Annotated in this window: 6 protein-coding genes; 3 read left to right on the forward strand and 3 right to left on the reverse strand. The window is 39.3% G+C overall.

All coding sequences use genetic code 11. The features are described from left to right. From LBYS_RS13960 to LBYS_RS13970, 3 genes are all read right to left on the reverse strand, one after another. Complete coding sequence (locus LBYS_RS13960) at positions 1–2,202, reverse strand: TonB-dependent receptor (RefSeq protein WP_013409493.1); 2,202 nt, start codon at positions 2,200–2,202, stop codon at positions 1–3. Positions 2,203–2,347: 145 nt separating this feature from the next. Then, positions 2,348–3,667: a hypothetical protein gene (locus tag LBYS_RS13965; RefSeq protein WP_013409494.1), complete on the reverse strand. Its 1,320-nt coding sequence runs from the start codon at positions 3,665–3,667 to the stop codon at positions 2,348–2,350. After that, complete coding sequence (locus LBYS_RS13970) at positions 3,664–4,635, reverse strand: hypothetical protein (RefSeq protein WP_013409495.1); 972 nt, start codon at positions 4,633–4,635, stop codon at positions 3,664–3,666. Before LBYS_RS13970 ends, LBYS_RS13965 begins: the two co-directional genes overlap by 4 nt. 149 nt (positions 4,636–4,784) lie before the next feature. Here LBYS_RS13970 and LBYS_RS13975 point away from each other — a divergent pair, with 149 nt between their 5' ends. The 3 genes from LBYS_RS13975 (at position 4,785) to LBYS_RS13985 (ending at position 10,646) form a co-directional block, all read left to right on the forward strand. Further along, entirely contained in the window at positions 4,785–5,552 is a 768-nt protein-coding gene (locus tag LBYS_RS13975; RefSeq protein WP_013409496.1) for an alpha/beta fold hydrolase, read from the forward strand. Between the two features lie 201 nt (positions 5,553–5,753). Beyond that, entirely contained in the window at positions 5,754–9,056 is a 3,303-nt protein-coding gene (locus LBYS_RS13980; protein WP_013409497.1) for a SusC/RagA family TonB-linked outer membrane protein, read from the forward strand. Positions 9,057–9,065: 9 nt separating this feature from the next. Continuing rightward, positions 9,066–10,646 (forward strand): SusD/RagB family nutrient-binding outer membrane lipoprotein, encoded by a 1,581-nt coding sequence (locus tag LBYS_RS13985; protein WP_013409498.1) that lies wholly within the window; start codon positions 9,066–9,068, stop codon positions 10,644–10,646. Positions 10,647–10,765: the final 119 nt, after the last annotated feature.

The following is a 10,765-nucleotide window of genomic DNA, read 5'->3' on the forward strand; positions in this document are numbered from 1 at the left end:
TTAAAAAATTTGTGCTTTGATGGAAAAGAGGAAAGATCTACCATAGGACAGAGGAAGGCTTGTGCCGGTGGAATGCGCATCTCCTCCTGTCGCATTATTATTTCTGATATTGGTGATGTTAAAAAGGTTTTTGGCTCCTAATATTAATTCGAGGTTTTTCCCTAGTTGTTTATTAAATGTTAGATCAGCTATATGGTAATCTTCTGATTTCGTTTGTCTGGCTTTGATCTCTCCGTTTATATTTTCCGCAACATATCTAGGCAACTTTCCTGTGTACTTGTAATACAAATTTGCAGAGGCTTTCCATTTGGGGATTTTGTATATAATGGTACTGTTTATTTCGGTGCTAAATAGAAAATCTTTCCCTTCCAGTTGGTTATATCTACCTATCTCTGAAAGGCCCAGTGTAATAGTTGCATTTTTAAAAATAAGATTTTGGTTAAAGGTCAAACCTGTTGTTTTATGTTTGTCTATATTTAGATAAGTATTCAGGGAAGGGTCACTTGGATCAATACCTAAGGTGATTAGATTCTTGAATTGATTATAGAAGAGTCCCAATGTGGATTTGTAAGTTCTATGCTTTTGGAAAGTCAAAAAAGCGTTAAAGCTATCCGAAGTTTCTGCTTGTAGGTCTTTATTCCCCTTTATGGAGTGACTAGCGTCAAAGAATGTGAAATATAATTCTCTGAGCGCAGGCGACCTAAAGCCTCTAGAGTAAGCTAGTCTAAGGTCTAAATTATTATAAATCTGCCATTTTGTATGAATAGATGGAATCAATGGCGGGGCATCATATACGGAATTATAGATGGTTCGGAAGCCAGGTCTGAATTTTAGCCTCTTGTTTACATTATATTCTACTGATGCGAAATAGGAATAATCGTTAATATTTGGGGTTCCCGTTATTCTTTCACCCGATGCAGAGCTTAGATTTAATTCTACGCCGTGTTGGAAAGAGATGTCGGGCCGGAATTGATGCAATCCCATCAAACGTAAAAAGGCCTGATTATTTTTTGCTTCGTCTTGATTCCCGAAGGTAGATAAAGTTCTTCTCTTTGTGAGGAGATCTATATCTGTGGTCTGAGTGTTTCTTTGATAGTCTGTATAGGATGCTGATATAGTGAGAGTGGTTTTGGAATTGATTTCAGCTTGTCCTTGCAACTGATGGAACCAGCGTTTGCTTATATAATATTGATCAGTGGCGTTTGGATTTTGGGTGTTCGTGTTGATATATATATTTCCTAAAGATTTTAAGGTTTCATCAGTGCCATTAAAGCGGTACCATATATTTCCATTCTTGGCCTTATAACCTATTTGGGCAAAACCTAAATATTGTTCTTTAGGCATCCAATCTTTTTTTCTTCCCTCTGCTTTCCCTTGATATCCTCCGAAAAAATTTCTGGTAAATCCTAAGGCAGTTTCTATATTTTTGATGGATTTGCTCATTTGAAGCGAACTATAGTGCGCGCCTTTATTCTGGAATAAGTTATATTCTTTTCCAGCAGTTTCTTCCTGTATTTTTGCTGATAAACTAAAATCTTGAGGCTGCTTACTTATGATGTTAATTACTCCGGCTAAGGCGTCAGATCCATAGCTTACAGACATAGGTCCTTCTACAATTTCAATCCTTTCAACATTATAAATATCGATTTGCCCTAGGCTTTCTCGAGTAGAACCTCTATCCAAAAGAGGTATCCCATCTAATAGAATTTTTACATTTTGACCGGACATTCCCATTAATTCTATATCAGAGGTTCCTAATGTGAGGTCATTGGAAAAGCGCATACCTAATTCGGTACTGAGAATAGACTGTAGGTTAGTGGCTCCACGTAATCGGATTAATTCCGGACCTATTACTCGTACGTTGTACACGGAGTTTCGCAGGGATTGGGCAGAGTGTTGACCGGTAACTACAATTTCATCCAGAACTTTGGGGGATAGTTGAATTTGTCCTATATGAAAGTCTTGCTTACTTCCGAATTCTAATGTTTTTGCTTCATAAGAGATATGTTCGAATAGGATTCTGATGTTTCCGGGTGGAACATACAAAGTGAAATTTCCATCATTATCTGTAAGGCAAAACTGGTCAAAGGCAGAAACGCGTACACCAACGATTGGTTCTTTGGTATCGTTTATGGTTCCACTCAGTTTAATGTGCTGCGCCTGAGCAGTCAAGGTCAGTAAACAGAGTAAAAAACTTCTCATTTTGACTTAAATTAATTTAGACTAATTAAAAATTAAGCAAAACTATGAAGAATCGCGCCCTTGTCGCAAGATTTATTTATAATAATTTTAAATAAGGCTCTGCTGATCTAAGTAAAAAGCAAGTGAGACATTGAAAAGTACAATTTTAATTATCCCTAAGGTTTTCACCAATCGCTTTTCTCAGTGCTTGATAGGGGCGTAAACCATTGGAGCGGAAAGATTTTGAGGGTTCATCTAAAGCGTTTTTCAAACGTCTTCTATCATCATTTCCAAGATCTTTCCCTTGTTTCTCCCCATAATCATAGCCAGTGGCATAACTGCTGATTCTCGCAGATTCCCGGGCCAACCTGATTTTTTCAGTAATGGACAGGATTTGATCGTTGATTTTTTGGGCTTCCGATTTTAAGGTATCAAGGTCCGGTAGCAGGTCCAACCCTTTTTGGTAGTGTTCCAAAGTAGCGGCATATTCAAAACGAGGAGTTTCGATCTGAACCATTTGCTTTCTTAACTTCTTGATTCTCCTTCGGGATCTGTTGATACTAGGATTATGCCAAATCCACCGTTTCCAGTAGGAACTAAGAATGGGGAAGGCAATTCCAAAGCAGATAGCTCCTGCAATGGCAAACAATACCCCACTTAAGACAAAGGATGCCAAGGCCCACGGACTAGTGACTAATTCCTTATTATAGGCATCTATTTCCTTCATCTTCTCTTCTATTTTTAAAAGGATAGTTGGATCTTCTTTCACCTCCGTTCCTTGAATCAAAGGAGTACTGGCAAGTTGCAATGATTTTATTTCTCTATTGATACTATCCTTTAGTTTTTCTGCTTTATACGCTTCATACCTGAAGAATCCTAAGACTGCCAAAGTGATAACAGAAATCAACACCAAGGTACCCTGAAAGAATCTATGTAGTTTTTGTGTTTTGTCTGTAGGATTCTTGAGGTAGGGTTCTTCAATGAGTCTTTCGTAGGCAGGTTTCAATAGGAATGTCACTCCAGCAAGTCCACAGGCAAATGCCCATGCTTCCTTGTCATTCTTAATATTTAAAGCATATGCTACGATTTCGTGGCTGATGATCAAATCTCCAAACAAGAAAACGATACCGGCAAAGAAATAGATTATTCCGGCTAGAAGAGGGTAGTGTAAAGGATTTTTGGATTTCTCATTTTTGGCTTCCACTATCCGCTGCTGGAAGTCTTCAACCTGTTCTTGCAAATGACTTACTTCTAGTTTTTTGCTGTCATGCTGAGGTTTGACTTCATGTATAGCTTCGAGGATCTGAAGCTTTTTAGAGGTAATATCCTGAATCTTTTTTTCGAGCTCTTCTTGCTGATCTACTAACTGCGCTTTGGCGTCTTCCAGCCATTCCAGGGAAACTTCACTGGAGAGGTAATCTTCAAAATAGGTCTTATCTAATCCATCTACTCCGTGTTCTATTCCTTTTTTATAATCTTCGTTCATTTTTGTACAATCTTAGCGTTTTCGAAACGGTATTGTTTGGCCAACTGGTATTCACTAAGGAATAAATGGATAGCTGATTCTTTCTCTGCAGTGATTCTTTGGATCTGGGCTTCTACTTCGTTGAGGGTTTGAACGATATTCCATTTCTGGATACGAATCTCCTCCATTTCTTTTTCCAAGGCATCAGAAGTTGAAGGCCACTCTTTATGGGCAAGTTTCTTATTCTTATTAAGACTCCAATTGTTTTTGAACTTATCCCATTCCCATTTCCATTTGCTGATGGTACTCAACAATAATTTACCTGTAAGTAGGAATAGGAATAAGGTAAAAGTGAAGTAAGCCATGGCCTTGTACCAAGTAAAATGTGGCCAAATCTGAGCCAAAAGAAATAAAGAAGCTGCTAGCGGCATGCCCCATTCTTCCAGGGCTCTTCTCCACGTGACAGGTTCACTAGTATGTATTAAGGCGGTATAGGCGTATAAACTAAACATACCGCTTAGAAAAACGCCCCATGCTATCCAATTCGCATCTTTCGGATAGGCATATTGAATCCCATCTTTGATCAGGAAATAATTAGCAAAACACATGAAGATGGCTAAGGCTAAACCAATACTAACCCTCAATAATCCGTGTGGTTCTGTACTTAGGGAGAGGGTTTGGGAGATCTTCAATTGATTATCCTCTAGCTTTTTATTTTTTTGTTCCAAAATCAAGTTTAGCTCTCCAATTTTCTCATGCAGGTGCATTTTCTTTTGGTTAGGAGAGGCGAGGACTTGTTCATAAGTGGATTCTATAATCTTTATTTTTTCAGTAGGTTCAGAACCGCTTAAGCCAAAAAGTACTCCTTCATCTCTGAGCAGGTCTTCTTGTTTTAACCAGGTAGGAAGTTCAATTTCCGGTATAGGGATATCCTCCTCGAATTTCACATCCGGAGTGGGTGTTTGAAAAAGGGAACTTAAGCTTAGCATGCGATAAAGTGTTTGGAGATAAGCACTTGATTTACCTATTAACTTCAATATTCCGTAAAAATTTTCTTAGGGACTGCAATATTTTTATAGGCGGTAAAAAACAAGTATAGATGCAGGTATATAGCCCTAATGTTTTCTAAATTTGCTATATGAAACTACATTTTAGGAAAACGGGAGAAGGTAAGCCATTAGTGGTTTTACACGGAGTGTTTGGCTCTTCAGATAATCTGCATACGGTTTGTAAGCAGATTGGAGAGGCGGGTTATGAGGTTTATATGGTAGATGCCAGAAACCATGGCCAGTCAGAAAGAGGTGAAGACTTTAATTATCAGGTTTTAGCTCAAGATTTAGATGAATTCTTGTCGGAGCAAGGATTAGATAAGCCTTTTTTATTAGGGCATAGTATGGGAGGTAAAACAGTCCTTTATTATTCTCAGCACTATGTGAATTACTCGGGCTTGATTCTAGTAGATATTGCAGCTCGGGGATATAAGAGACATCATGATCATATAATCCAGGGACTACAAGCAATAGATCCAAAGGCCATAACCTCCAGGAAGGAAGCCGAGGAGATTTTTAGTCAATATGTGACAGATCCAGGGGAGAGGCAGTTTCTGTTAAAGAATCTTTACAGGACGGATGACGGGGCTTTTGATTGGAGAATCAATGTCCCGGTATTAGCCGCTAATGCAGGAGAGGTTGTGGCAAACATAGAATTGGCAAAAGAAGTAGATGTTCCTTTGTTATTAATGCGTGGGGGCGCCTCAAATTATGTAAGAGATTCTGATTTTGATGAGGTGAAAGCCTACTATCCTAAAGCAGAATTACTGACTGTGCCAGGTGCAAACCACTGGGTACATGCTACGAATTCTACTGGTTTTGTCAGCGGAGTCCTAAATTTTCTAAAAAGAATTTGATTTTAAGTGGATTAGGAAAAAAGCCGGTCATTCGACCGGCTTTTTTTTGTTCATATACCTAGAAGAATAGTATAATATTTAATCAAAAGGTCAATAAAATCTAAAAAAAATAATACTTGACGACTGAATAAATAAAATATTTTAATATTATTGTGACTTCATTGTATTTTTATTACAAATAATTGTCAAAACCCAATAACTATGGTCAGAAAATTACTTATGCTTATCAGCCTTTTTGTCTCGATAGGCATGAACGCTATGGCGCAAACCGTCTCTGGTAGAGTGAGTTCTGCTGCAGACGGATCTGATGCTCCCGGAGTAAGTGTCACGGTAAAGGGCAGTACCACTGCTACCATCACTGATGCCTCCGGAGAATATCAAATATCTGCGTCACCGAATAGCACTCTTGTCTTCTCTGCTGTTGGCTTTATCACTCAGGAAGTACCAGTTAACGGTAGAACAGTGGTAAATGTGAGCTTAGCAGAAGATAACACCTTGCTAGATGAAGTTGTGGTTACTGCCTTAGGTGTGGCAAGGCAACAAAAATCCCTTGGTTACGCCACAACAACTATTAAATCTGCCGACCTTATTAAAGTAGGAAACACTAACTTAGCTTCATCCCTTTATGGTAAAGCTCCTGGTGTACGTATCGCCACAGGTCCAGGTGGAGCTACCAGTGCATCTAACATTACCATTCGTGGGATCAACTCTATCACCGGAAGAAACCAGCCTCTGATTATATTAGATGGTGTGCCTATCCGTAGTGAAGAAGTTTCAAACAACAATTACTGGGATGATCAACGTCAACGCGGTAATGGCTTAAATGACATTAACCCTGAAGATATTGAAAACCTTACTATCTTAAAAGGAGCATCGGCTGCTGCCCTGTACGGGTCAGAAGCGGTGAATGGTGTGGTTTTAATCACTACTAAAAGAGCACAACAAGGGAAAAGAGGGTTAAATCTTGATTTTAATGCCAATTACTCCGTTGATCAAGTTGCCTATCTTCCTAGGTTCCAAACCGTTAGAGGTGCAGGTGGGCCTACGATTTTGGTGAATGCAGGACAGGATGAATTAGGTTTTATCAAGTATGCTGATGGCAGCAGAGGCCTTCCGGAGACGGGAGTGAACTTTGGCGCCTTATTTGATGGACAGCCCATTCGTTCGTGGGATGGTCAAATGAGACCTTATTCTGCGCAACCGGATGGATATAAAAACCTATTTCAAGATGCTCATAATTCAAATATAAATGTGGCTTTGTCGCAAGCTAACGACTTCGCATCTTTCCGTTTCTCCTTAACCCGTCAGGATAATGAAGGGGTAAGTTTGAATGCTAAAAACGAAAGGAACATAGCCAACTTAAATACTTCTTTGAATCTATCTAAGGCGTGGAAGGCAGATATCACCATCAACTACATTAATCAGTTGACTAAAAACCGTCCTTACTCTACAGACCGCATGATAAATAACTTCACCGGTATGTTAGGTACCTTTGATAATGGTCTTTGGTACAGAGAAAAATATCAAACCAGTCTGGGATATAGATTTGTTCAAGGTGCTTCCGGTCAAAGTTTGACACCGAATGAAAACATTATTTACAATGGATTCAGAGGAGATATCGCTGATTATATGTGGAGAGTGTACAGACACCAGTCGCTCGAAAAAAGTGATAGGGTTCTGGCCAGTTTAACCAATACTTTCCAGATCTTGAAGGATTTAAATTTAAGAGCGAGGGTCTCAACTGACTTCACTGGATTTAATGCAGAAGAGAAGAAAGCTACGGAAAGACCTCTGGCTTTTGGCTCCTCTGGGGAATTTGTAACTCAGAATAACAAGTACAATATTCTTTACGGCGATTTGCTATTAACCTATACCAAGAGATTTAATGATGATTTCTCCATGAGCATCATGGGAGGATACACGGCAACTAAATCTCAGAATACCTTCCTTTCCGCCGGAACTAATGGAGGTTTGAGTACAGAGAATAAATTTGACTTGACATCTTCAGTGAATGATCGCCTTAATGTTTCTCTTAAACGTACTAACCGACTCATTGATGCTGTGTTAGGAACAGTGAATTTTGACTACAAAGGTTTTGCATTTATCGAGGGAACCATCAGGAGAGACCGCACCTCTACCATGAATCCGAATAATAACTCCTTTGTTTACCCTTCAGTAAACGCCAGCTTTGTTTTCTCTGAAGCTTTGGATATGCCAAGCTTTGTGAACTATGGTAAGCTTAGAGCTTCCTGGGGTATTGTAGGTAATTATCCGGATCCATACGTAGCTAATGTAGCCTATGATCAAAGAACACTAGGCTCTACTCAGTATACCTTTATTCCTGTAGCTATGGGTAATGACGGTATTCGTCCTGAACGTAAACATGAGTTTGAGATTGGTTTGGAAACAAGACTAGCAGATAAAGTACATCTGGATGTAGCTTATTATAACTCGCAGATCGTAGACCAAATCCTACCATTGACTTTGCCTAGTTCTTCAGGTGGTACTTCAGTATTGACAAACATTGGTACCTTAAGAAACAAAGGTATTGAGGTAGGAATTAATACAAACCTAATTACTGCCAAAGATTATAGCTTGAATCTTGGTATTAACTATGCTTGGAACAAGAACGTGGTGGAGAAGTTAACTAATGACGCTACTGAATTGCTTCATGCCGATTATGATGGACAAGCAGCCCAGTTAAAATCTGTGGTTGGCTCTGCTATGGGTGACCTGTTTGTGCCGCCGGTAGCCGAAGCTCCGGACGGACAAAAAATAGTGAGAGCGGATGGCTTATACCAATTAGACGCTACAAAATGGAAGAAAGTGGGTAATACTCAGCCTAAAGGTGTGGGTGGTATAAGTTTAGATGCAACTTATAAGAATTTCTTTGTGAATGTAATGACTGACTTCAGAATAGGAGGATACGTTATGCCTACAGGGATCAACTGGATGCATTCGCGCGGTATGACAGAAGAAAGTTTGAAATTCATGGACAAAGAAAGTGGTGGTCTTTCCTATTATATAGATGCCAGTGGCAAAGGGGTACAGACTACTGCAAATGCCGGTCCTAACGGGGAAAAGGTGTTCCATGACGGAATGCTCATGGAAGGTGTGATCCAAGTAGTAGAAGATGGAGTAACCAAATATCTACCTAACACTAACGTGATTTCGCAGGCATTGTATTATCAGAGAACCTACAACTGGGGTGGACCTCAGTACGGTGCTGCCAGATATGAATTGTTTATTGAGGAAGCTACTTACTGGAAAATGAGAGAGCTATCAGTAGGTTACAATTTGCCATCTAAGGTAGCATCTAAATTGGGTGCATCTAAAATCAATGTTTCTGTTTACGGACGTAACCTCTTCTTTATCTATAGAAAGTTGAAAGACTTAGATCCTGAGGTACTTACTGCCGGTTCCAGATGGAGTCAGACCATCAATAACGCAGGTACTAACCCGGCTACGAGAGGATTTGGTATAATGTTAAGATCGACCTTTTAATTGAAAAAGATGAAAAAAATATATGCATTGGCACTAATGGTAATAATGAGTGCCTGTCAAAAAGAAGATTTCGAAGATTTCTATGCGGATCCTTCTAAATTGAATACAACTACGGTAGAGAAGCAATTCACAGGTTTTATATTTAGTAATAAAGACTATGCCCTACCTAGTTATTGGAACTACTTCGTCATTCATAGGATCACAAATAACCGTTATACTCAGGCGGTGACTTGGGCTAATGATATTGACCAGTACATCCCGGGTGGTGGGGCTGTGAATGACAGATGGAATACCTATTACAACTTTTTGGCCCAATACAGGGAGTTACAAAAGGTTTTCAATAGTCTTTCAGAGGAAGATCAGAAATTGAGAAGGATATACATGCTTGCAGCTACAGTTTATTTATATGACCATACGCAGCAAGTAGTGGATTTACATGGTGATATTCCTTTCTCAGAAGCAGGGATGTTAAGCACGAATGGAGGGGACTATAACGTTTCTTATCCAAAGTATGACTCTGCTGAAAGCATTTATACTACTATGTTGGATGACTTGAAATCCATTGCAGATGAGTTAAATACTATTGAAGTAAATAGTGGTATTCAGGTGGGCTTTGAAAAGCAAGACTTGATCAACAATGGTGATTTGACGGCTTGGAAACGCTACGTGAACTCCTTGAGATTAAGGATCCTTACCCGTGTCAGTGGTGCAAGTAATTTCTCTTCCCGTGCTCAAACAGAAATAGGACAGATCGTGGGTAATCCTACTGCATATCCTATAGTGAATACAAATGTGGAAAACATTGCATTTGAAGTGAAGACTTTAGGAGTGTATTTTAATGATAACAATGAGTTTGAAAGAGGTTTAGAAGACTGGAATGGAAATGTGGCCGGTAAGAAGCTTGTAGACCACATGGTTAATAATAAAGATCCTAGATTGACATACGTATTGGAGCCTGGTGTAGAAGCAGAAAATGGGAAATATGAAACCATCAGCCAGTTGGAAAACAGCTCCACAATTACTGAAAAGATCAATGCTGGTACGTTGACCATTTATAACCGTTCTACCTTGAGCAGGAACTCGTATTTTCCTGGAATTTTGATTTCAGCTTCACAAGTTCAGTTTATGTTAGCTGAATATTATCTGAAAGCTGGGAATGAGGCTATGGCTTCAGCTACTTATGAGAAAGGTATAAGAGAGTCCATCAATTTCTATAAGGAAGTAAGATCCATCTCTAATAATTCGGTTTCTCCTGTACCTGCAAACATTACAGAAGCTCAAATCGTGGCGTATTTAGCTACACCTGAAGTGCAGTGGACTCCTGCTAAGAGTGCAAATGAAAAATTGGCCTTAATTGGTCTACAAAAATGGTTGCACTTTAACGTGGTTCAACCTTTAGAGAACTGGACGGAGGTAAGAAGGTTGAAGTTGCCAGCCCTAACCTTCTGGGTAGATCAGGCGAGTAATCAAACCACTGTTCCTGCCAGATGGAATTATCCTAATTCTGAGAAAGCGTATAACGAGGCGAATTATAATGCCGTCGCTTCAAAAGATAATTTGACTACGAAATTATTCTGGGACACTAAATAGAAATAATCCCCGGCCTTGATGCCGGGGTTATTTTCCTATAAGGACGTGAGAATGATATTTAGAATTTGAGTCTACACAAATGGGGAAATGATCTTATTTTCGAATAATTTTCCTTCATC

This window comes from Leadbetterella byssophila DSM 17132 (assembly GCF_000166395.1).
In the GTDB taxonomy this organism is placed as follows: Bacteria; Bacteroidota; Bacteroidia; order Cytophagales; family Spirosomataceae; genus Leadbetterella; species Leadbetterella byssophila.